Annotated in this window: 20 protein-coding genes and 1 pseudogene; 11 read left to right on the forward strand and 10 right to left on the reverse strand. The window is 72.7% G+C overall.

The window, feature by feature from the left end; translation table 11 throughout:
* Nucleotides 1–154: 154 nt before the first annotated feature.
* Nucleotides 155–571, reverse strand: a complete 417-nt coding sequence (locus IH00_RS0123675; RefSeq protein ID WP_031076799.1) for a Fur family transcriptional regulator — start codon at nt 569–571, stop codon at nt 155–157.
* A 144-nt stretch (nt 572–715) separates the two neighbouring features.
* Here IH00_RS0123675 and IH00_RS0123680 point away from each other — a divergent pair, with 144 nt between their 5' ends.
* The gene (locus tag IH00_RS0123680; RefSeq protein ID WP_031076801.1) at nt 716–2167 is read left to right on the forward strand and encodes a catalase; all 1452 of its coding nucleotides are present in this window, start codon (nt 716–718) and stop codon (nt 2165–2167) included.
* A gap of 83 nt (nt 2168–2250) precedes the next feature.
* Here the strand turns inward: IH00_RS0123680 and IH00_RS0123685 are convergent, their stop codons facing one another.
* Both IH00_RS0123685 and hisN read right to left on the reverse strand, forming a co-directional pair.
* Nucleotides 2251–2649, reverse strand: coding sequence for a CBS domain-containing protein (locus IH00_RS0123685; RefSeq protein WP_031076804.1), 399 nt, complete (start codon nt 2647–2649; stop codon nt 2251–2253).
* Nucleotides 2650–2849: 200 nt separating this feature from the next.
* A complete protein-coding gene (gene hisN, locus IH00_RS0123690) occupies nt 2850–3650 on the reverse strand; it encodes a histidinol-phosphatase (RefSeq protein WP_031076806.1) in 801 nt (266 codons plus the stop codon).
* Between the two features lie 107 nt (nt 3651–3757).
* On the opposite strand from hisN, the gene IH00_RS0123695 reads away from it, so the two are divergent.
* Complete coding sequence (locus IH00_RS0123695) at nt 3758–4435, forward strand: TetR/AcrR family transcriptional regulator (protein WP_031076808.1); 678 nt, start codon at nt 3758–3760, stop codon at nt 4433–4435.
* Here IH00_RS0123695 and IH00_RS0123700 read toward each other — a convergent pair.
* The 4 genes from IH00_RS0123700 to IH00_RS0123715 form a co-directional block, all read right to left on the reverse strand.
* Complete coding sequence (locus IH00_RS0123700) at nt 4401–4724, reverse strand: DMT family transporter (RefSeq protein WP_031076809.1); 324 nt, start codon at nt 4722–4724, stop codon at nt 4401–4403. The genes IH00_RS0123695 and IH00_RS0123700 overlap by 35 nt on opposite strands.
* Nucleotides 4725–4820: 96 nt before the next feature.
* The gene (rsgA, locus tag IH00_RS0123705) at nt 4821–5831 is read right to left on the reverse strand and encodes a ribosome small subunit-dependent GTPase A (protein WP_031076811.1); all 1011 of its coding nucleotides are present in this window, start codon (nt 5829–5831) and stop codon (nt 4821–4823) included.
* Nucleotides 5832–5835: 4 nt separating this feature from the next.
* Nucleotides 5836–7152: a 3-phosphoshikimate 1-carboxyvinyltransferase gene (gene aroA / locus IH00_RS0123710; protein ID WP_031076813.1), complete on the reverse strand. Its 1317-nt coding sequence runs from the start codon at nt 7150–7152 to the stop codon at nt 5836–5838.
* Nucleotides 7153–7227: 75 nt separating this feature from the next.
* Nucleotides 7228–7941 (reverse strand): M50 family metallopeptidase, encoded by a 714-nt coding sequence (locus IH00_RS0123715; protein ID WP_031076814.1) that lies wholly within the window; start codon nt 7939–7941, stop codon nt 7228–7230.
* Nucleotides 7942–8094: 153 nt separating this feature from the next.
* Here IH00_RS0123715 and IH00_RS0123720 point away from each other — a divergent pair, with 153 nt between their 5' ends.
* The 9 genes and pseudogenes from IH00_RS0123720 to IH00_RS44225 all read left to right on the forward strand — a co-directional run.
* Nucleotides 8095–8910: an SOS response-associated peptidase gene (locus tag IH00_RS0123720; RefSeq protein ID WP_031076816.1), complete on the forward strand. Its 816-nt coding sequence runs from the start codon at nt 8095–8097 to the stop codon at nt 8908–8910.
* 82 nt (nt 8911–8992) lie between these two features.
* Nucleotides 8993–9640, forward strand: coding sequence for an alpha/beta hydrolase family protein (locus tag IH00_RS0123725; protein ID WP_031076817.1), 648 nt, complete (start codon nt 8993–8995; stop codon nt 9638–9640).
* A 255-nt stretch (nt 9641–9895) separates the two neighbouring features.
* A complete protein-coding gene (locus IH00_RS0123730; RefSeq protein WP_031076819.1) occupies nt 9896–10552 on the forward strand; it encodes a sigma-70 family RNA polymerase sigma factor in 657 nt (218 codons plus the stop codon).
* On the forward strand, nt 10549–10854 hold the full coding sequence (rsrA, locus tag IH00_RS0123735) for a mycothiol system anti-sigma-R factor (RefSeq protein WP_031076821.1): 306 nt from the start codon (nt 10549–10551) through the stop codon (nt 10852–10854). Before IH00_RS0123730 ends, rsrA begins: the two co-directional genes overlap by 4 nt.
* Before the next feature lie 169 nt (nt 10855–11023).
* Nucleotides 11024–12460 carry an HD-GYP domain-containing protein gene (locus IH00_RS0123740; RefSeq protein ID WP_420710910.1) on the forward strand — a complete coding sequence of 479 codons (1437 nt, stop codon included), beginning with the start codon at nt 11024–11026 and terminating at the stop codon, nt 12458–12460.
* Nucleotides 12457–13761 (forward strand): HD-GYP domain-containing protein, encoded by a 1305-nt coding sequence (locus tag IH00_RS0123745; RefSeq protein WP_078887924.1) that lies wholly within the window; start codon nt 12457–12459, stop codon nt 13759–13761. Before IH00_RS0123740 ends, IH00_RS0123745 begins: the two co-directional genes overlap by 4 nt.
* Nucleotides 13762–13866: 105 nt before the next feature.
* Entirely contained in the window at nt 13867–14847 is a 981-nt protein-coding gene (locus IH00_RS0123750; RefSeq protein ID WP_031076826.1) for a tetratricopeptide repeat protein, read from the forward strand.
* 86 nt (nt 14848–14933) lie between these two features.
* Nucleotides 14934–15584, forward strand: a complete 651-nt coding sequence (gene def / locus IH00_RS0123755; RefSeq protein WP_031076829.1) for a peptide deformylase — start codon at nt 14934–14936, stop codon at nt 15582–15584.
* Between the two features lie 143 nt (nt 15585–15727).
* A pseudogene (locus tag IH00_RS44225) lies at nt 15728–15939 on the forward strand (peptidase M15); the annotation flags it as partial.
* On the opposite strand, the gene IH00_RS0123760 reads toward IH00_RS44225, so the two are convergent.
* The 3 genes from IH00_RS0123760 to IH00_RS0123770 all read right to left on the reverse strand — a co-directional run bounded on the left by IH00_RS0123760 (nt 15919) and on the right by IH00_RS0123770 (nt 19702).
* On the reverse strand, nt 15919–16197 hold the full coding sequence (locus IH00_RS0123760) for a DUF2809 domain-containing protein (RefSeq protein ID WP_420710911.1): 279 nt from the start codon (nt 16195–16197) through the stop codon (nt 15919–15921). The pseudogene IH00_RS44225 and the gene IH00_RS0123760 sit on opposite strands and share 21 nt — an antisense overlap.
* Nucleotides 16198–16319: 122 nt before the next feature.
* Nucleotides 16320–17333: a ribonucleotide-diphosphate reductase subunit beta gene (locus tag IH00_RS0123765; RefSeq protein ID WP_031076833.1), complete on the reverse strand. Its 1014-nt coding sequence runs from the start codon at nt 17331–17333 to the stop codon at nt 16320–16322.
* Complete coding sequence (locus IH00_RS0123770) at nt 17333–19702, reverse strand: ribonucleoside-diphosphate reductase subunit alpha (protein ID WP_031076834.1); 2370 nt, start codon at nt 19700–19702, stop codon at nt 17333–17335. The genes IH00_RS0123765 and IH00_RS0123770 overlap by 1 nt, the downstream gene beginning before the upstream one ends.
* Nucleotides 19703–19815: the final 113 nt, after the last annotated feature.

A 19815-nucleotide genomic window follows, 5' to 3' on the forward strand; every position in this document is an offset into this window, starting at 1 on the left:
GAAACCGAAGGCCCGGATCTCACGAGATCCGGGCCTTCGGCGTTTCCTCGTCTCCTGAAGGCGTCGCACCGCAAAGCCCCCCTCGCGCAAGGCCCCCGGCAACGCAAAAGCCCCCCGGTCTCCCGGGGGGCTTCCGTGTCCGTCGCAGGCGCGGTCAGGCGGCCGCGCAGGTGGGGCACACGCCCCGGTACGTGACTTCGACGTCGGAGATGGTGAACCCGAAGCGCTCGGTGTCCGGCAGGTCGGCCAGCGGGTCGCCCGACGGGTGCACGTCGCGGATCGCGCCGCAACCCGCGCAGACCAGGTGGTGGTGCGGACGGTGCGCGTTCGGGTCGTACCGCTTCGCGCGGCGGTCCGTCGTGACCTCCAGGACCTCGCCCAGCGTCACCAGCTCGCCCAGCGTGTTGTAGACGGTCGCACGGGAAATCTCCGGGAGCCGCTCCACCGCGCGTGCGTGGACCTCGTCAGCCGTCAGGTGGACGTGCTCGCCGTCGAGGACCTCGGCCACGACACGTCGCTGCGCGGTCATGCGCCAGCCGCGTCCTCGCAGTCGTTCCAACAGGTCGCTCATGGAGACCAGCCTAACAGGGAGGGGACCCAGTCCCGAACCGGTGTGGGTTTGGATGATGGCTTGACTTAGACAATGTCCATTGTAGGATCGATGCCAGGCATTGGCCGAGGGACAGGTAGTGCAGGAGACATGCAGGAGGCGCACGTGACGCAGGGACCGCTCACCACGGAGGCCGGCGCGCCGGTCGCCGACAACCAGAACAGCGAGACCGCGGGCGTCGGCGGTCCGGTTCTCGTCCAGGACCAGCTCCTTCTCGAGAAGCTCGCCCACTTCAACCGGGAGCGCATCCCGGAGCGGGTGGTCCACGCGCGCGGCGCCGGCGCCTACGGCACCTTCACGGTGACGGCCGACGTCACCCCGTACACCCGCGCGAAGTTCCTCTCCGAGGTCGGCAAGCAGACCGAGGTCTTCCTGCGCTTCTCGACCGTGGCGGGCAATCTGGGCGCCGCCGACGCGGTGCGGGACCCCCGGGGCTTCGCGCTTAAGTTCTACACCGAGGAGGGCAACTACGACCTCGTCGGCAACAACACCCCGGTGTTCTTCATCAAGGACGCCATCAAGTTCCCCGACTTCATCCACACGCAGAAGCGCGACCCGTACACGGGCTCGCAGGAGGCGGACAACGTCTGGGACTTCTGGAGCCTGTCGCCCGAGTCGGTGCACCAGGTGACCTGGCTGTTCGGCGACCGCGGCATCCCGGCCGGCTACCGCCACATGGACGGCTTCGGTTCCCACACCTTCCAGTGGAACAACGAGGCCGGCGAGGCCTTCTGGGTGAAGTACCACTTCAAGACGGACCAGGGCATCAAGTGCCTCACGCAGGCCGAGGCCAACAAGCTCGCCGGTGAGGACCCCGACTCGCACCAGCGCGACCTGCGCGAGGCCATCGAGCGCGGCGAGTACCCGTCCTGGACCGTCGGCGTGCAGATCATGCCGGTGGCGGACGCGGCGACCTACCGCTTCAACCCGTTCGACCTGACCAAGGTGTGGCCGCACGCCGACTACCCGGTCATCGAGTTCGGCAAGCTGGAGCTCAACCGCAACCCGGAGAACGTCTTCGCCGAGGTCGAACAGTCGATCTTCAGCCCCGCCCACTTCGTGCCCGGTATCGGGCCGTCCCCGGACAAGATGCTCCAGGGCCGCCTCTTCGCGTACGGCGACGCCCACCGCTACCGCGTCGGCATCAACGCCGACCACCTGCCGGTGAACCGCCCGCACGCCACCGAGGCGCGGACGAACAGCCGTGACGGCTTCCTGTACGACGGCCGTCACAAGGGCGCGAAGAACTACGAGCCGAACAGCTTCGGCGGCCCGCTCCAGACCGACCGGCCGCTGTGGCAGCCGATCGCGGTGACGGGCGGGACCGGCAACCACGAGGCGCCGGTGCACGCCGAGGACAACGACTTCGTCCAGGCCGGCGACCTCTACCGGCTCATGACGGAGGACGAGAAGGACCGTCTGATCGAGAACCTCGCGGGCTCGATCTCCCAGGTCTCGCGCGACGACATCGTCGAGCGCGCGATCAACAACTTCCGTCAGGCCGACGGAGACTTCGGCAAGCGGCTGGAGGCCGCGGTCCAGGCCCTGCGCGGCTGAACAGCACCGGACCGCTTGTCGTAGCCGAGAGGGCCGGCTCCCGCAGGGGGCCGGCCCTCCGGTCCGTCCGGGGGGACACCCCTTCAGGCCAGGGCGGCCGCGTGACGCCGCGCCGGCGCCCAGCAGCGGATGATGTCGCGCACGGAGACGATGCCGACCGGCCCGGTGCCGTCCAGCACGATCAGGTGGCGGAAGCCGCCGTGGGACATGGCGGTCGCGGCCTCCTCCAGGGTCCACTCCGGCGCGGCGAAGACGACGTCGGTCGTCGTGTGCGCGCCGGCCGTCTCCAGGTCCGGGTTCTGCCCGGCGCCGACCGAGACGAGGATGTCCCGTTCGGTGAGGATGCCGAGGCCGCTGGTGTCATGGTCCAGAACGACGGCCGCGCCGACCCGGCGCGCCGCCATCAGGGCTGCTGCCTGGCGGAGCGTGTGGGCGGGGCCGATGGTGAGGACCACCGTGCTCATGGCGTCACGGACGAGCATGGACGGAGCCACCTCCTTGGTGAACGACTCGTCGAGAATCGATTCACAAATTCACAAGTGGGGGGACTTCAGAGTGGCAGCCCGGCGCGGCCTCAACAAGGGGTCTGCATGACCTGGCGCACATACGCCATGACGGACGGTGGGCGGCCGACGGGCGAGCGGCCGGACCCGCGGCCGGCCGCGGGTCCCGCGGGACGGTCTCAGTAACGCTGGTTCAGGTAGCCCAGCAACTCGTCGTGGAGCAGGCCGTTGGACGCCGCCGCGTTCCCGCTGTGCGGTCCCGGCGCGCCGTCCAGGCCGGTGAAGGTGCCGCCCGCCTCCTGCACCACGACGGCGGTCGCCGCCATGTCCCACAGCGACAGCTCCGGCTCGGCGCAGATGTCCACCGAGCCCTCCGCGACCATCATGTACGGCCAGAAGTCGCCGTACCCGCGCGTCCGCCAGCACGCGCGCGTGAGGTCGAGGAAGCCGTCCAGCCGGCCCTGCTCCTCCCAGCCGCTGAGCGACGAGTACGCGAACGACGCGTCGGACAGCTCCGCCACCTTGGACACATGAAGGCGCGTCGCCGACGACAGGCTGCGGCCGGTGTACGCGCCGAGCCCCTTCGCCGCCCACCAGCGGCGGCCCAGCGCCGGCGCCGACACCACGCCCACGACCGGCTGGAAGCCCCCCTCGCCCGCCTCCATGAGCGCGATCAGCGTCGCCCAGACCGGCACGCCCCGCACGTAGTTCTTGGTGCCGTCGATCGGGTCGATCACCCAGCGGCGCGGGCCCGTGCCCTCGACGCCGTACTCCTCGCCCAGGATCGCGTCGCGCGGCCGCGCCCGCTGCAGCTGGCCCCGGATCAGCTCCTCGGCGGCCCGGTCGGCCTCGCTCACCGGGGTCATGTCCGGCTTCGTCTCCACTTTGAGGTCCAGCGCCCTGAACCGGTCCATGGTGGCGGCGTCGGCGGCGTCCGCGAGGACGTGGGCAAGACGCAGATCATCGTGGTAATCGGCCATGAGCCGCACTCTATCCCGCTGGACCGGCCGCTTCCGCGGGAGCTATTGACAGTGCGTGGCAGCCCGTCAACTCTGAGCTCAGAGCCGTCGGGCCAGGGGAGGCGACGATGCCCACCGCGCGCGAAGCGCTGCTCGACGCCGCTCGCGCGGCGCTCGCGGACCTGCCCTGGGCGGCGGTGCGGATGGTCGACGTCGCGGCGGCGGCGGGCGTGTCCCGGCAGACCCTCTACAACGAGTTCGGCAGCAAGGAGGGCCTGGCGCGGGCCCTGCTGCGCAGCGAGGCCGACACGTACCTGGAGGGCGTCGAACGACTCCTCGGGGGCAACACCGACCCGGCCATGGGCATGGGGGCGGGCGCGGGCGCGGACACGCGCGCCGGCGTCCGGCAGGACGCGGGGGACCGCCTCGCGCTCGTCGCCGAGTGGATCGTCCGCGAGGCGCGGACGCGGCCCCTGCTGCGCGCCCTGCTCACCGGCTGCTGGGGCGACCGGCTCCCGGCGCCGCGTCCGCGGCCCGGTCCGGCCCGGCGGGTCCTGACCGGTTCGGCCGCCCAGCGCCGCGCCGACGCGGGCGCACCCGGTCCGGCCGAACTGGTGACGGCCGTACGGGAGCGGTATCTGGCGGCGCTGGGCCGGGAGGGCTGCGGGGAGGAGGTGTGCGAGCTGGCCGTACGGCTCGCCCTGTCCTGCGTCGTCGCGCCCGGCCCCCAGGAGGAGGTCGGCGCGCTCGTGCGCCGGGTCGTCGGCGGTGTCAGTGCGACGAGCCCGAGAGCTGGAGCCCGATGACCCCGAGGATCACCAGCGAGATCGAGATGATCTTCAGCGTGGACACCAGGTCACCCAGGAAGATCATGCCGTAGACGGCCGTGCCCGCCGCCCCGATCCCGGTCCACACCGCGTACGCCGGACCCACGTCCAGCTTCCGCAGCGACAGGGTCAGCAGCCCGAAGCTGCCGAGGGCGAAACAGGCGAAGGCGACCGTCGGCCACAAGCGCGTGAAGCCGTGGGAGAGTTTGAGGCAGACGGCGAAACCGGTCTCCAGGAAGCCCGCGACGATCACCAGCAGCCACGCCATCGTCAGTGCCTCCCGCGTCCGTGGTCCGTGACTGCCCGGTCCGACTTGGTGCGATTATGCACTTACCGGGCGCCGGGATCCGCAAACGTGCGCGACTCAGTCGCCTTCGCGTCGCTCGCGCGTGGCGAGCAGCCGCCGCAGCGAGTACAGCCGCGCCGGGTCGGCGTGCCCCTCGGCCACCCAGGCGTCCAGCGCGCACTCCGGCTCGTCGTGGCTGCACGCGCGCGGGCACTGCTCCGTGCCCGGCACCAGGTCGGGGAAGGCGTTGATGACCCGGGAGGGGTCGACGTGGTTGAGCCCGAAGGACCGCACGCCCGGGGTGTCGATCACCCATCCCTCGGCGCCGCCCAGCGGCAGCGCCAGCGCTGACGTGGTGGTGTGCCGGCCGCGGCCCGTCACCGCGTTGACGTCACCGGTGAGCCGGCGGCGTTCCTCCGGCACCAGCGCGTTGACCAGGGTCGTCTTGCCGACGCCCGAGTGGCCGACGAAGGCGGTGGTGCGGCCGGCGAGGAACTCGCGGACCCGGTCGGCCGCGTTCCCGTCGTACAGCTCCTCGCGGCTGGTGACGACGTACGGGATGTCGAGCGCGCCGTACAGCTCCAGCAGCGCCGAGGGTGGTGCGAGGTCCGACTTGGTCAGCACCAGCAGCGGCTCCAGGCCGCCGTCGTACGCCGCCACCAGGCAGCGGTCGATCAGCCGGGGGCGTGGCTCGGGGTCGGCGAGGGCGGTGACGACGGCGAGCTGGTCGGCGTTGGCGACGACCACGCGCTCGAACGGATCGTCGTCGTCGGCCGTACGGCGCAGGACGGAGCGGCGCGGCTCGATGCGGACGATCCGGGCCAGGGTGTCCTTCTTGCCGGACATGTCACCGACGAGGGACACCCGGTCGCCCACCACGGCGGCCTTGCGGCCCAGTTCGCGGGCCTTCATCGCCATGACCGTGCGGCCGTCGACGAGGCAGGTCAGGCGGCCCCGGTCCACGGTGAGGACCATGCCCTCGGCCGCGTCCTCGTGCTTGGGGCGGATGGTGGTGCGGGGGCGGGTGCCCTTGCGGTTGGGGCGGGAACGGATGTCGTCCTCGTCCGTGTGCTTGCCGTAGCGGCGCATGTCGTCAGGCCTCGAGCATTCCGGTCCACATCTGCGGGAAGTCCGGCAGGGTCTTGGCGGTCGTCGCCACGTTCTCGATCAGCACGCCGTCGACGGCGAGGCCGATGATCGACCCGGCGGTCGCCATGCGGTGGTCGTCGTACGTGTGGAAGACACCGCCGTGCAGCGGGCGCGGGCGGATGTGCAGCCCGTCCGCGGTCTCGGTGACGTCGCCGCCGAGCTCGTTGATCTCCTTGGTCAGCGCGGCCAGCCGGTCCGTCTCGTGCAGCCGCAGGTGGGCCACTCCGCGCAGGGTCGAGGGCGAGTCGGCGAGGGCGGCGACCGCCGCGATGCCGGGCGTGAGCTCGCCGACGTCACCGAGGTCCCAGTCGATGCCGTGGACGGTGCCCGTACCGGTGAAGGTGAGCCCCTGCTCGGTCAGTTCGCAGGAGCCGCCCATCGCGGTGAAGATCTCGCGCAGCGCGTCACCGGGCTGGGTGGTGTACTGCGGCCAGTCCGGGATGGTGATCCGTCCGCCGGTGACCAGGGCGGCCGCCAGGAACGGCTGGGCGTTGGACAGGTCCGGCTCGACGGTCAGGTCGCGGCCCAGCAGCGCGGAGGGGGAGACCCGCCAGACGTTCGGCTCGCCGCCGGTCTCCGGCTCGTCGACCTGCGCGCCGACCGCGCGGAGCATGTCGACGGTCATCCGGATGTGCGGCATGGAGGGCAGCTTGGCGCCGGTGTGGCGCACCTCCACGCCCTGGTTGAAGCGGGGGGCGGAGAGCAGCAGCGCGCTGACGAACTGCGACGAGGACGAGGCGTCGATCTCGACCGGGCCGCCGTCCAGTGCCCCGCTGCCGTGCACGGTCATCGGCAGGCACCCGCGCCCGTCGTCGTCGATGCGGGCGCCCAGGGCGCGCAGGGCGTCGATCACGCCGTGCAGCGGCCGCTCGTGGGAGCGGGGGTCGCCGTCGAAGCGGACCGGCCCGTCGGCGAGGGCGGCGACCGGGGGCAGGAAGCGCATGACCGTGCCGGCGTTGCCGACGTCGACGTGCGCCGGGCCGTGCAGGCCCGCGGGGATGACCCGCCACCGCTCGCCCGTGCCGTCGGGGCCCACGCCCTCCTCGATGCCCACGCCCATCGTGCGCAGGGCCTCGGCCATCAGCAGGGTGTCGCGGGAGCGCAGCGGGCGGCGCAGCCAGCCGGGTTCGGAGGCGAGCGCGGCGAGCACCAGGCCACGGTTGGTGACCGACTTGGACCCGGGCACGGTGACGGTCGCGTCGACGGCTCCGCGTGCGGGGGGAGCGGGCCAGAGGTCGAGGTGTGCGGGGCTATCGGTCATGCCCCTCACTTTAGACGGGCCCTATGGCCAGAGCTCACCTCCACCGGGCTCTCATGATCATCGGACTCGCCGGTCTCAGAGGCCCAGCAGCCAGCGCCCGCCGCCGGTCAGGGAGCACAGCGACACCGCGTGGAAGAGGAACAACCACAGGGCCGGCGGGACGTGCGTGAGCCGGGCGAGCTGGTCGGCGTCCGAGTCCGGGGCACCGCCGTGCCGCCGTTTCGACTGGAGCTCGAAGACGGGCCGGACACCGCCCAGAAGGAGGAACCAGACCACGCCGTACGCGAACGCCGCCTGGACGACGGGCTCCGTCAGCCACGACACGAGCAGGAAGGCGGCGCCGGTCACGAGCACCGTGAGGGCCCCGTACGCGTTGCGGATCATCACCAGCATGGCGACGAGCAGCGCGGTCGCCACCCACAGCAGGAGCGTGATGCGGTGCGCCGCCAGCAGCCAGGCGCCGCCGAGGCCGAGCAGGGACGGGGCGGTGTAGCCGGCCGCCGCGGTGAGGATCATGCCCAGTCCGGTCGGCCGGCCCCGGCTGACGGTCAGACCGCTGGTGTCGGAGTGCAGCCGGATGCCCTGCAGCCGCCGGCCGGTGACCAGGGCGATGAGCCCGTGGCCGCCCTCGTGGGCGATCGTGATCGCGTTCCGCGCCACCCGCCACAGCCCGTGCGGGACGGTGACCGCGAGGGCGGCGGCGGCCGTGACCAGGACGAGCCACAGGTCCGGGGCGGGCTGGGTGCCGGTGACGCGGTCCCAGAGGTCGGCGAGGCTCGTACGGTCCATGGTCGGGCGGCTCCCTGGTGTCTCGGCGTAGGGAGCATCCTCCGTGCCCGGTGGGCGGTGGCTCAACCCCGGCCCCTGTTCCGCGGACGGCCCGCCCGTTCCGCCACCTCACCGCCTAGGCTCGTAGCGCATACGGAGGAGGGGTGGTACGCGATGTGCGGACGGTACGCGGCGAGCCGGCGGCCCGAGGACCTCACGGGTCTGTTCGGCGTCCGGAAGTGGGAGCCGGAGGAGACCCTGGCCCCCGACTGGAACGTGGCGCCCACCAAGGAGGTGTACGCGGTCCTCGAGCGCCCGCTCAGGGGAGCGGACTCCCCGAGTCCGGTCCGGCAGCTGCGGACCCTGAAGTGGGGTCTCGTACCGTCGTGGTCCAAGTCCCCCGAGGGCGCCGCCCGGATGATCAACGCCCGGGCGGAGACGGTCCACGAGAAGCCGTCCTTCCGGCAGGCCTTCGCCACCCGCCGCTGCATCCTGCCCGCCGACGGCTATTACGAGTGGGTGACCGGCGCCGCGGAGCGGCAGCTGGAGGAGCAGGGGAAGAAGAAGCGCCCGCGCAAGCAGCCGTACTTCGTCACGCCCGCCGACGGGTCCGTCTTCGCGATGGCGGGGCTGTACGAGTTCTGGCGCGACCCGACCCTGCCGCCCGACCACCCCCGGGCGTGGTGGGCCACCTGCTCGGTGATCACCACCGAGGCGGACACGGAACCGCTGGGCGTGGCCCCGGCGGATGGGCCGCACGCCCTGTCGGACATCCACCCGCGCATGCCGCTGATGCTCACGCCCGACCGGTGGGACGCCTGGCTGGACCCCTCTCGCACGGACCCCGACGAGCTGCGCTCCCTGCTCAGCCCGCCCCCGGCCGGTCTGATGCGCGCCTACCCGGTGACGCCCGCCGTCAGCAACGTCCGCAACAACGGGCCGGAGCTGCTCGAGGAACTCCCCGGCCCGGTGGAGGAAACCCTCTTCTGACGCGCGGCACGCGGGGCCGCGGCACGCAGGCCGCGGGGGGCGGGACACGGCACGCCGGGCGCCGCCCGGGCACCATGGCACGGTGACCGACACCACCACCACCGAAACCGTGCCGACCGGCGCCGGCGACGCCCGTATCACCTGGCACGCCGCCGGAGGCGACGCCCGTCTCGTCGTGGCCCTCGGCCACGGCGCCGGCGGCGGCATCGAGGCCCGGGATCTCCGGGCGCTCGCCGCGGCCCTGCCCGCCGCCGGCGTGACCGTCGCCCTGGTCGAACAGCCCTGGCGGGTCGCCGGCAAGAAGCTCGCGCCCGCCCCCAAGTCCCTCGACGCCGCCTGGCGGGACCTGTGGCCCGCCCTGCGCGCGCCCGGGCTGCCGATCGTGGCGGGCGGGCGCAGCGCGGGAGCCCGGGTGGCCTGCCGCACCGCCCGCGAGCTGGGCGCCCGCGCCGTACTGGCGCTGAGCTTCCCGCTCCACCCGCCGGGCAGGCCGGAGAACTCGCGGGCGGACGAGCTGCGCGGGGCGGGCGTGCCCACCCTCGTCGTCCAGGGCGGCAACGACCCCTTCGGCAGGCCCGCCGAGTTCCCGGAGGGGGACCACGAGCTGGTGGAGGTCCCCTTCGGCGACCACGGCTTCGCCGTGCCGAAGCGGGCGCCGGTGACCCAGGAGGCGGCGCTCGCGGTGATCACCGACCGGGTCGGGGAGTGGGTGGGTTCCCTGCGGGAATGAAGAGCCGCCGCGGTGTTGTTGTGACGGGCGTCGGTGAAGAGAGCTGAGCCAGGAGAGGAAGTCCGTCGCATGGGTTCGATCGTCTGCCCGAGCCGGTCCGCGTCCGCCGAGCTGGACTGGACCGTGCTCCCTGCGGCCAGGACCGCCCCTGTCCGGGCAGCTCGCGGAGCTAATTCGAAGGGACTGGCGCCGGAAGGTCGACTATTCTCCGATTCGAGCGGGTCCGGACTCGGTCCCGTCACTGCGCTGGAGGAGGTGGGTCCGGTCACCGGGACCGACACAGGGACCAACGACGGCCCCGAGGAGACGGAGACCGAGCGCAACGCGCGCTTCGAGCGGGACGCCCTCGGCTACCTCGACCAGATGTACTCCGCGGCCCTGCGCATGACACGCAATCCCGCCGACGCCGAGGACCTGGTCCAGGAGACGTACGCCAAGGCGTACGGGTCGTTCCATCAGTTCCGTGAGGGCACGAACCTCAAGGCCTGGCTGTACCGGATCCTCACCAACACCTTCATCAACTCGTACCGCAAGAAGCAGCGCGAGCCCCAGCGCAGCGCCGCCGAGGAGATCGAGGACTGGCAGCTCGCCCGCGCCGAGTCGCACATGTCCACCGGTCTGCGGTCCGCCGAGTCCCAGGCGCTGGACCATCTGCCCGACTCCGACGTGAAGGAAGCCCTCCAGGCGATCCCCGAGGAGTTCCGCATCGCGGTGTACCTCGCCGATGTCGAGGGCTTTGCGTACAAGGAGATCGCGGACATCATGGGTACACCCATCGGTACGGTGATGTCCCGACTGCACCGTGGCCGTCGCCAGTTGCGCGGCATGCTCGAGGACTACGCCCGCGACCGCGGACTGGTCCCCGCGGGCGCCGGAGAGTCGTCGAACAACGGGAAAGGCTCGGGCTCATGAGCTGCGGAGAGCCGCACGAGACGGAATGCGCGGAGGTCCTGGACCATCTCTACGAGTTCCTCGACCGCGAGATGCCCGACAGCGACTGCACCAAGTTCGAGGTGCACTTCGAGGAGTGCTCCCCGTGCCTGGAGAAGTACGGGCTCGAACAGGCCGTGAAGAAGCTGGTCAAGCGGTGCTGCGGCCATGACGACGTACCGAGCGACCTGCGGGCCAAGGTCATGGGGCGGATCGAGCTGATCCGCTCGGGCGAGGCCGTGCCGGACCACGACGTGTCGTCCACGCCCGCGACCCAGGAGTGACGCCTGCCGCACAGGTGACGGGAGGGGCGCGCCGCGAGCACCGCGGTGCGCTCCTCCCGTTTATCCGCTGGTCACCCGAAGGGGCTAATAGATTCCGTCCGCCGCCACCGGACGGGCACCGGCTCGTAGCCTTGCGCTCGTTTCGGAGGGCCGGTGGGAGGCGGGAACGGTGGCGGGCATTCCGGTGGGGGCGTGCATGTATCTGGTGGGCACCGTGCTGTGCGCCACCGCGTGCGTGCTGCCCGCGTTCGATCCGGCCGCCGGGACGCCCTGGAGCGCCCTCGCGCTCCTCGCCGCGCTCTACGCCTTCTGCGAGTGGCCCGCGCGCCGGGCGGTGTCCGGGCGGGCATCCGGGGCCCCCGACGCGCCCGCGGGCACCGGCTCGTTCTTCCCTGTCCTGCTCGCCGCCGCGCTGCTGCTGCCGCCCGCCGCGGCCGCCCTGGTGGCCGTCCCCGGGGCGCTGATCGCCCCGGTCGAGGAGCGGCCCGCCGCGCCCCGGCGGGCCTGGCGCGCCGCGCGGCTCGCCCTCGCCGCGTGGGCCGCGGCGCAGACCGCGGCGGCCTTCGGCGCCGACGGCGACGCCCTCTCCGCGACCCCCGGCTTCCCCTACGTGCTGCTGCCCGCGGGCCTGTCGGTGCTCGCCTTCTCCCTGGTGCTCACCGCGCTCGACGGCGGCATCATGGCCACGGCCATGGGAGTCCCCTGGCGCGGCGCCTGGCGGGGGCTGCTGCCGCGGTCGCTGGCGCCGCACGCCGTGCACGGACTGGCCGGGCTGATGATGGCGGTGCTGTGGCGCAGCCCGTACGGCTGGCCCGCCGCGCTGTTCGTGCTGCTGCCCATGTACGTCTCCAGCTGGATGTTCACGCAGTACCACCGGGAGCGCGCCGCGCACCAGGCGACCATCCGCGCCCTGGTGCAGGCCGTCGACCTCAAGGACACCTACACGCGCGGCCACAGCGAGCGGGTCGGCCACGCCTCGGTGCTGATCGCCCGCGAACTCGGCATGGACGACGGACGGCTGGAGGTCGTCCGGTTCGCCGGGATCCTCCATGACATCGGCAAGCTCGGGGTGCCCACCCGGGTGCTGCGCAAGGACGGACCGCTGACCACCGAGGAGCGGCGGGTGATCGAACTGCACCCGGAGTACGGGCACGAGATCGTGCGCGGCATCGGCTTCCTCGGCGAGGCGCGGGCGGCGATCCTGCACCACCACGAACGGATCGACGGCAGCGGTTACCCGTACGGGCTGCGCGGCCGGCAGATCCCCGAGTTCGCCCGGGTCGTCGCGGTGGCGGACGCCTTCGACGCGATGACCTCCACCCGCTCCTACCGGCGGGCGCGCCCCGTGGCGACGGCGATGGCCGAGCTGGAGCGGTGCGCGGGCACGCAGTTCGACCCGCGGATGGTACGGGCGCTGGCGCGGGCGCTGGACAAGCACGGATGGGACCCGGCCGTCACCGCCGACGATCCGCCCGAGGCGCCGCGCCGAAACGTCCCTCCACCCCGTGACCCGGGCCGCGGCCCGTCCGCCGCAGCCCGGCCCGGCCCCCGGGACGGCGCGGGCCGGGACGCCGGGCCCGGCGCCGCGCGGGACGGGGCCCTGTGACGGCGCTCGGGGCCGCCCGGGCGGCGGCGCTGCCGCACCCGGCACGCGTCGTCCACGGGGCGGCCGGCGTCCTGGCCGCCGGCGGGCTCGGATGGACCCTGTGGCACGGGGTCGCGCAGCCGGGCACGGCGCTCGCCTTCGGCGTGCTCATCGCCGTCGGGGAGCTCGCCCGCTGGGGCGCCGGGCCCGGCGGACGGACACCGCCGCTGCTCGCGGAGCTGTGGGCACGGGAGCCCGCACCGCTCGGGGCCGCCGGGGCCCTCGCGTACGCCCTGCTCGGCGAGTCCGCCGGGCGCCCCACCACCCACGGGGTGCTCCAGATCGTCGCCGTCGTCGTCGCGGGCACGCTCGTCGGTGCCGTGCCGCACGTGGCCCGCGGCTGCCGGCCCGCCCACGACCACCTGGCGCGCCGGGTGCTGACCACCGCGTTCGCCGCCGCCTGCTTCCAACCGCTCTACAACACCGGGCGGTTGGACGAGTCCATCGGGCAGGGGCCCTTCTACGCGCTCTTCCTGGCGCTCGTGCTCGTCCTGTCGGCGCTGTGCGACGCGGTGCTCGCCGCCCTGCTGCTGCGGGTCCGCACGGGCTACCGGTACGGGCCGCTGCTGCGCGAGGGATTGCGCGCCCTGCTCGGCATCGGCTCGGCGGTCTGCGCCACCGGCGCCGTGATCGCCCTCGCGGTCGCGGTCGCCGGCCTGTGGGCGCTGCCGCTGTTCTGCGTACCGCTGCTGCTCACCCAGATGTCGTTCCGCCGGTACGCCGCCGTGCGCGCCACGTACCGCCAGACCATCGCCTCCCTCGCGCGGGCCACGGAGGTCGCCGGATACACACCGCCCGGCCACGCCCACCGCGTCGCGGCGCTCAGCCGGGCCGTCGGGCGCGAGCTCGGGCTGCCGGAACCCGACCTGACCGTTCTCGAGTACGCCGCGCTGATGCACGACATCGGGCAGCTCTCGTTGGTCGACCCGGTTCCGGAGGGCGCCACCGCTCTGCTGCCGGCCGCGGAACAGCGCCGTATCGCCCTGCTGGGGGGAGCCGTGGTGCGGCAGACCGGAGTGCCGGCGGCGGTCGCGGTCGTCGTGGAGCGCCAGGCCGACCCCTACCGCGAGCAGCCGCTGCCCGCCCGGATCGTCCGGGCCGTCAACGCATACGACGACCTCGCCGGGGAAACAGCCCAGGGGTCGCTCACCGCCCTGGAGCAGCTGCGCCTGGGCACCGCGCGGGACTACCACCCGGCGGTGGTGGAGTCCCTGGCCAGAGTGCTGGCCCGGGGCGGCGTCACCGGTCCCGCACCGGGGTAACCCATGGGTAATGAGCGGGTGTGCGACCCGGCATGGTTGGATGCGAACAAGAGGGTGTCCGGGGGCAGAGACCTTCAGTGACCGGCGGACCGGCAGGCGGGAATCGTGAGGATCTTCGGGAAGGTACGGCATCGGCCCTCCGCCTCGTGGCGGCAGGCCACCGACCGCGCGTTCACGCTGATCGGGGACGGGCGGTACGAGGACGCGGGCGCGCTGCTGACGCGTGCGGCGGACCTGGAGCCCTGGCTCTCGGAGTCCTGGTTCAATCTGGCGCTGCTGCACAAGTTCCGGCACGACTGGGAGCAGGCGCGCACCGCGGGCCTGCGGGCCGTCGCGCTGCTCGACAAGGAGACCGGTGCGCCGGACTGGTGGAACGTGGGCATCGCCGCCACCGCCCTCCAGGACTGGCCGCTGGCCCGCCGCGCCTGGCAGGCGTACGGGCTGAAGGTGCCCGGGGCGGCCGCGGCAGGCGGGGAGCCGACCGGCATGGAGCTGGGCAGCGCCGCCGTACGGCTCTCGCCGGAGGGCGAGGCGGAGGTGGTGTGGGGCCGCCGGCTCGACCCGGCCCGGATAGAGGTGCTGTCGATCCCCCTGCCGTCCTCGGGGCGGCGCTGGGGCGAGGTCGTGCTGCACGACGGGGTGCCCAACGGCGAGCGGACCACCGCGGCCGGGCACAGCTTCCCGGTGTTCGACGAGATCGAGCTGTGGGCGCCGTCGCCCGTGCCGACCTGGGTGGTGCTGCTGGAGGCGGCCACGGAGGCCGACCGCGACGCCCTGGAGCGGCTGGCGGCCGACGCCGGCTTCGCCGCCGAGGACTGGTCGTCGTCGGTGCGGCTGCTGTGCCGGGCGTGTTCCGAGTCGCGGATGCCGAGCGCCGAGGGCGAGGGCGAGCACCTCGACCCGCACGATCACAGCGAGCCGGGGCACCCGGGGCCGCTCGGGCACCGCTCGCCGGGCGAGCTGTGGGTGCCGGAGCGGGAGTGCGGGATCGCGGCCCCGGCCGGGCTGGTGCGGGGGCTGCTGGACGGCTGGGTGGCGGACAGCCCGGACAGCCGTGAGTGGCGGGATCTCGAGGAAGTCTGCTGACCCCGGTCGCCCGCGCCCGCGTAGGCTGTACGGGCACATCACGGCAACGGGTACCCGGGCACCGACGGAAAGGCGCGAAGGCGGACATGGCGCAGCAGGAGACGGACCAGCAGGACATCGACGTCCTCCCCGTGGACGACGAGGGCTTCGTCATCGACACGGAGAACTGCGAGGAGCGTGAGCGGATCCACCGCGAGCGCGGCACCTCCCGCCCGATCACGGTCGTCGGCAACCCCGTGCTGCACAAGGAGTGCAAGGACGTCACCGCGTTCGACGAGTCCCTCGCGCAGCTGGTGGACGACATGTTCGCCAGCCAGCGGACGGCGGAGGGCGTGGGCCTGGCCGCCAATCAGATCGGTGTGGACCTGAAGGTCTTCGTCTACGACTGCCCGGACGACGAGGGCGTGCGGCACGTGGGCGTCGTCTGCAACCCGGTGCTGGAGGAGCTGCCGGCGGACCGGCGCGTGCTGGACGACTCCAACGAGGGCTGCCTGTCCGTCCCGACGGCGTACGCGTCGCTGGCGCGGCCCGACTACGCCGTGGTGCGCGGCCAGGACGTCAAGGGCAACCCCATCACCGTGCGCGGCACCGGGTACTTCGCCCGCTGCCTGCAGCACGAGACGGACCACCTGTACGGATACCTGTACATCGACCGGCTGTCGAAGCGGGAGCGCAAGGACGCGCTGAAGCAGATGGAGGCGGGCACGCCGCGCTACCCCGTCGTCGCCAACGACTGACATGCGGCCGAGGCCCCGTTCCGGTGACCGGGACGGGGCTTTCGCGTGTCTGCCGCCGGGCCTTGTCCATGACGGTCGTGCGGGGCCGGTTGACGCGCGTCAACCCGCCCGTCAGGCTCGGGGACGGTGTTCCCTTCGGACCTGGAGGCGCGGTCAGCGCCGCCACCGCCCGGTCCAACGCCCTGCGCACCATGTGGAAGCTGGAGGCCCTGCGCCACGCGCTCGGCGACCAGCCCATCAGGCCCGCAACCACGGCTTCAACGGCATCCTCGGCCCCGGCTGCCCCGGCCACGGCGACCACACCCACCCCGACCACCGCGCGAGCCGCTTCCGGTCAGCCTCCGCCTGCGGCGTCCGACCGCCGGGCGCGGCGGCGGAGCCCGGCGTGCACCGCCCAGCCGGCCGCCGCGCCGACCGCGTACCAGAGGAGGTCCGGGGCGTGGAACGACGTGCCGAGGACCAGCGGCGCGAGCCTGCTGCGAGCGGCCAGAGCGGCCGGGACGCCCGTCAGCTGGAACAGCTCCACCGCGCACGAGAACCCCAGCGCGATCCCTGCCGCCACCACCGGCCGCAGCCGGGGCGCAGCCGCCACCACCAGCGCCACGACCAGCACCGTGTACAGCGCGTCCCCGGCGTACCCGGACCACGCGCCCGCCGCCGCGGACCTGACACCCAGGCCCGCGGCGACGGTCAGCGCGGCGGCGGCACAGGCCGCCCACCGCGTACGGCGCGTGCTCAGAAGTCCTCGTCGAGGTCGACGGAGCCCTCCACGGCCACCTGGTAGGCGGACGGGCGGCGCTCGAAGAAGTTCGTCAGCTCCTGCACGCCCTGGAGCTCCATGAACGAGAACGGGTTCTCCGAGCCGTACACCGGGGCGAAGCCCAGGCGCGTCAGGCGCTGGTCGGCGACGCACTCCAGGTACTGGCGCATCGACTCGGTGTTCATCCCCGGCAGGCCGTCACCGCACAGGTCGCGGCCGAACTGCAGCTCCGCCTCCACGGCTTCCCTCAGCATGTCGGTGACCTGCTGCTGGAGCTCGTCGTCGAAGAGGTCGGGTTCCTCCTTGCGGACGGTGTCGACAACCTCGAACGCGAAGTTCATGTGCATCGTCTCGTCCCGGAACACCCAGTTGGTGCCGGTCGCCAGGCCGTGCAGCAGACCGCGCGAGCGGAACCAGTACACGTAGGCGAAGGCCCCGTAGAAGAACAGGCCCTCGATGCAGGCGGCGAAGCAGATCAGGTTCAGCAGGAAGCGACGCCGGTCTGCCTTCGTCTCCAGCCGCTCGATCTTCTCCACCGAGTCCATCCAGCGGAAGCAGAACTGCGCCTTCTCCCGGATGGAGGGGATGTTCTCCACGGCGTCGAACGCCGCGGCGCGGTCCTCGGGGTCGGGGAGGTAGGTGTCGAGCAGCGTCAGATAGAACTGGACGTGCACGGCCTCCTCGAACAGCTGCCGCGACAGGTACAGCCGCGCCTCGGGCGAGTTGATGTGCTTGTAGAGCGTCAGCACCAGGTTGTTCGCCACGATCGAGTCGCCCGTGGCGAAGAACGCCACCAGCCGTCCGATCAGGTGCTGCTCGCCGGGCGTCAGCTTGGCGAGGTCGGCGACGTCGGAGTGGAGGTCGACCTCCTCCACGGTCCAGGTGTTCTTGATGGCGTCCCGGTAGCGCTCGTAGAAGTCCGGGTAGCGCATCGGACGCAGGGTCAGCTCGAAGCCCGGGTCGAGCAGGTTCTTCTCGGTGGAGCTCATCACTGGCAGGCCTCGCAGGACTCGGGGTTCTCAAGGGAGCAGGCGACCGCGTCCTCCGGGGTCACCTGCGCGGGTACGGGTACGGGGACGGCGGCGGACGCCTGGGCGGCACGGGCGATGCGGGTCGCCGGGCGCGAGCGCAGGTAGTACGTCGTCTTCAGCCCCTGCTTCCAGGCGTACGCGTACATCGAGGAGAGCTTGCCGATGGTTGGCGTCTCCATGAACAGGTTCAGCGACTGGGACTGGTCCAGGAACGGTGTACGGGCCGCCGCCATGTCGATCAGGCCGCGCTGCGGGATCTCCCACGCCGTCCGGTACAGCTCGCGCACCTCGGCCGGGATCCAGGTGAAGCCCTGCACCGAGCCACTGGACTCGCGCAGCGCCTCACGGGTCTGGGCGTCCCACACGCCGAGCTGCTTCAGCTCGGCCACCAGGTAGGAGTTCACCTGGAGGAACTCGCCCGACAGCGTCTCGCGCTTGAAGAGGTTCGACACCTGCGGCTCGATGCACTCGTACACGCCCGCGATCGAGGCGATCGTCGCGGTCGGCGCGATGGCGAGCAGCAGCGCGTTGCGCATGCCGACCTCGGCGATGCGGGCGCGCAGCGCCTCCCACCGCTCGGGCCAGTTGAGCTCGACGTCGTAGTGGTCGGGGTGCAGCACCCCGCGCGCGGTACGGGTCTTCTCCCAGGCGGGCAGCGGACCGTTGCGCTCGGCGAGGTCGGCGGACGCCTCGTACGCGGCGAGCATGATCCGCTCGGCGATCCGGGTCGACAGGGCACGCGCCTCGGGGGAGTCGAACGGCAGGCGCAGCTTGAAGAAGACGTCCTGGAGGCCCATGGCGCCCAGGCCGACGGGCCGCCACCTGGCGTTGGACCGCCCGGCCTGCTCGGTCGGGTAGAAGTTGATGTCGACGACGCGGTCGAGGAAGGTCACGGCGGTACGGACGGTCTCGTCCAGCCGCTCCCAGTCGAGGGAGTCGCCCGCCACGAAGGCACCGAGGTTGACCGAGCCCAGGTTGCAGACGGCGGTCTCCCCGTCGTCCGTGACCTCCAGGATCTCGGTGCACAGGTTGGAGGAGTGGACCGTGTGGCCCGGCTCCGCCGTCTGGTTCGCCGTACGGTTCGAGGCGTCCTTGAACGTCATCCAGCCGTTGCCGGTCTGCGCCAGGGTCCGCATCATCCGGCCGTACAGGTCACGGGCCGGCATGGTCCTGCGCGCCAGCCCCCGGGCCTCCGCGGCACGGTACGCGGCGTCGAACTCCTCGCCCCACAGGTCGACCAGCTCCGGCACGTCGGCCGGTGAGAACAGCGACCACTCGGCGTCGGCGTTGACCCGGCGCATGAACTCGTCCGGGATCCAGTGCGCCAGGTTCAGGTTGTGGGTGCGCCGGGCGTCCTCGCCCGTGTTGTCGCGCAGCTCCAGGAACTCCTCGATGTCAGCGTGCCAGGTCTCCAGGTACACCGCGGCCGCGCCCTTGCGCCGCCCGCCCTGGTTCACGGCCGCGACCGAGGCGTCCAGCGTCTTGAGGAACGGCACGATGCCGTTGGAGTGCCCGTTCGTGCCGCGGATCAGCGAACCGCGGGCCCGGATGCGGGAGTACGACAGCCCGATGCCGCCCGCGTGCTTCGACAGCCGCGCCACCTGGTGGTAGCGGTCGTAGATGGAGTCCAGCTCGTCCTGCGGCGAGTCGAGCAGGTAGCAGGACGACATCTGCGGGTGGCGCGTACCGGAGTTGAAGAGCGTGGGGGAGGAGGGCAGGTAGTCGAGCCGGCTCATCAGCCGGTACAGCGACGCCACTTCCTCCAGCGCGCGCACCGAGTCGTCCTCCGCCAGTCCGCAGGCGACCCGCAGCATGAAGTGCTGCGGCGTCTCGACGACCCGGCGCGTGAGCGGGTGGCGCAGCAGGTAGCGCGAGTACAGCGTCCGCAGCCCGAAGTACTCGAAGCGGTCGTCGGCCGCGAGGTCGATGAGATCGTCGAGCCGCTCCCGGTGGACGCGGACGAAGTCCGCCGTCCGGTCGGCGATGAGGCCCTCCCGGTGGCCGGTGGCCACCGACGCCGAGAACGACACCGCGCCCTGGCCCGCCGCCTCCTCGGCGATCGTCCGGGCCAGCAGCCGGGCCGCGAGCCGCGAGTACGCCGGGTCCTCGGCGATGAGACCGGCCGCCGCCTCGGTGGCCAGCTCCCGCAGCTCCGCCTCGTCCGACCCGGCGTGCCGGCCGCGCAGCGCCGCGGCGGCGACCCGGCCGGGGTCGGTGTCGGGCAGATCGGCGGTGAGGTCGGTCAGGGTCCGCAGCAGCGCGGTCCCCGGTGCGTCGGTCTCCGCGTCCGCGACTGCTGAAGCCGGATCGGCTGGCGCGATGGTCACGTGGGGCTCTCCCTCGCTCGGCTCGGGGCCGGCGGGCGGGCGGGGGAGCGGAACCGGCGCCCCGGGCACAGGGGCGCACGCACCGCGTCCACCGGCCCACTCCGCGAGGCCCG

It is taken from the genome of Streptomyces sp. NRRL S-118 (genome assembly GCF_000716335.1).
Taxonomy (GTDB): Bacteria; Actinomycetota; Actinomycetes; order Streptomycetales; family Streptomycetaceae; genus Streptomyces.

Coding starts and splice junctions, on each gene's coding strand:
- IH00_RS0123675 (WP_031076799.1), bottom strand. CDS start 571: ATGAGCGACCTGTTGGAACGACTGCGAGGACGCGGCTGGCGCATGACC.
- IH00_RS0123685 (WP_031076804.1), bottom strand. CDS start 2,649: ATGCTCGTCCGTGACGCCATGAGCACGGTGGTCCTCACCATCGGCCCC.
- hisN (WP_031076806.1), bottom strand. CDS start 3,650: ATGGCCGATTACCACGATGATCTGCGTCTTGCCCACGTCCTCGCGGAC.
- IH00_RS0123695 (WP_031076808.1), top strand. CDS start 3,758: ATGCCCACCGCGCGCGAAGCGCTGCTCGACGCCGCTCGCGCGGCGCTC.
- IH00_RS0123700 (WP_031076809.1), bottom strand. CDS start 4,724: ATGGCGTGGCTGCTGGTGATCGTCGCGGGCTTCCTGGAGACCGGTTTC.
- rsgA (WP_031076811.1), bottom strand. CDS start 5,831: ATGCGCCGCTACGGCAAGCACACGGACGAGGACGACATCCGTTCCCGC.
- aroA (WP_031076813.1), bottom strand. CDS start 7,152: ATGACCGATAGCCCCGCACACCTCGACCTCTGGCCCGCTCCCCCCGCA.
- IH00_RS0123715 (WP_031076814.1), bottom strand. CDS start 7,941: ATGGACCGTACGAGCCTCGCCGACCTCTGGGACCGCGTCACCGGCACC.
- IH00_RS0123720 (WP_031076816.1), top strand. CDS start 8,095: ATGTGCGGACGGTACGCGGCGAGCCGGCGGCCCGAGGACCTCACGGGT.
- rsrA (WP_031076821.1), top strand. CDS start 10,549: ATGAGCTGCGGAGAGCCGCACGAGACGGAATGCGCGGAGGTCCTGGAC.
- def (WP_031076829.1), top strand. CDS start 14,934: ATGGCGCAGCAGGAGACGGACCAGCAGGACATCGACGTCCTCCCCGTG.
- IH00_RS0123765 (WP_031076833.1), bottom strand. CDS start 17,333: ATGAGCTCCACCGAGAAGAACCTGCTCGACCCGGGCTTCGAGCTGACC.